The 757-nt window shown below is 72.5% G+C and carries 1 protein-coding gene; it reads left to right on the top strand.

Annotated elements, in window-relative coordinates; genetic code table 11:
• The coding region (locus tag HUK84_RS21205; RefSeq protein WP_176641928.1) for an Mrp/NBP35 family ATP-binding protein at window positions 1-757 on the top strand (757 nt) is incomplete at both ends.

Here is a 757-nt window from a genome sequence, read left to right as displayed (position 1 = left end):
CCAAGGAGCGGCGGCACAGGGGGGTGGCCACCGGCCGCTGAACCTGGGCGGCGGGGGGGCGCGGCAGGGTCCGCTGCTGCCGGGGGTCGGGGTGGTGATCGCGGTCGCGTCGGGCAAGGGGGGGGTCGGCAAATCCACCACCGCGGTCAACCTGGCCGTGGGGCTGGGGATGGAGGGGCTGCGCGTCGGGCTGCTGGATGCCGACATCCATGGCCCTTCCCTGCCGCGCATGCTGGGGCTGCGCCGGCCGCCCGAACTGCATGAGGGCCGGATGCTGCCGCTGGACGCCTGGGGGATCAAGGCGATGTCGATCGGCCTGCTGGTCGATGAGCGGCAGGCGATGATCTGGCGCGGCCCGATGGTGATGGGCGCGCTGGGCCAGTTGCTGGGCGACGTGGAATGGGGCGCGCTGGACGTGCTGGTGGTGGACATGCCCCCCGGCACCGGCGACGCCCAACTGACGCTGGCGCAGAAGATCGCGCTGGCCGGGGCGATCGTGGTCTCGACGCCGCAGGACATCGCGCTGCTGGATGCGCGGCGGGGGGTGACGATGTTCCGGAAGATGGACGTGCCGGTGCTGGGGATCGTCGAGAACATGTCCTATTTCTGCTGCCCGAACTGCGGCCACCGCACCGACCTGTTCGGCCATGGCGGCGCGCGGGCCGAGGCCGAGGCGATCGGGGTGCCGTTCCTGGGCGAAATTCCGCTGCTGGCCGATATCCGCGCCAGCGCCGATGCCGGCGCCCCCGTCGTGACC

Source organism: Nguyenibacter vanlangensis (assembly GCF_013376155.1).
Taxonomy (GTDB): Bacteria; Pseudomonadota; Alphaproteobacteria; order Acetobacterales; family Acetobacteraceae; genus Gluconacetobacter; species Gluconacetobacter vanlangensis.
The sequence above is the reverse complement of the archived record's forward strand: the minus strand, read 5'-3'. Positions and strand labels throughout refer to the sequence as shown.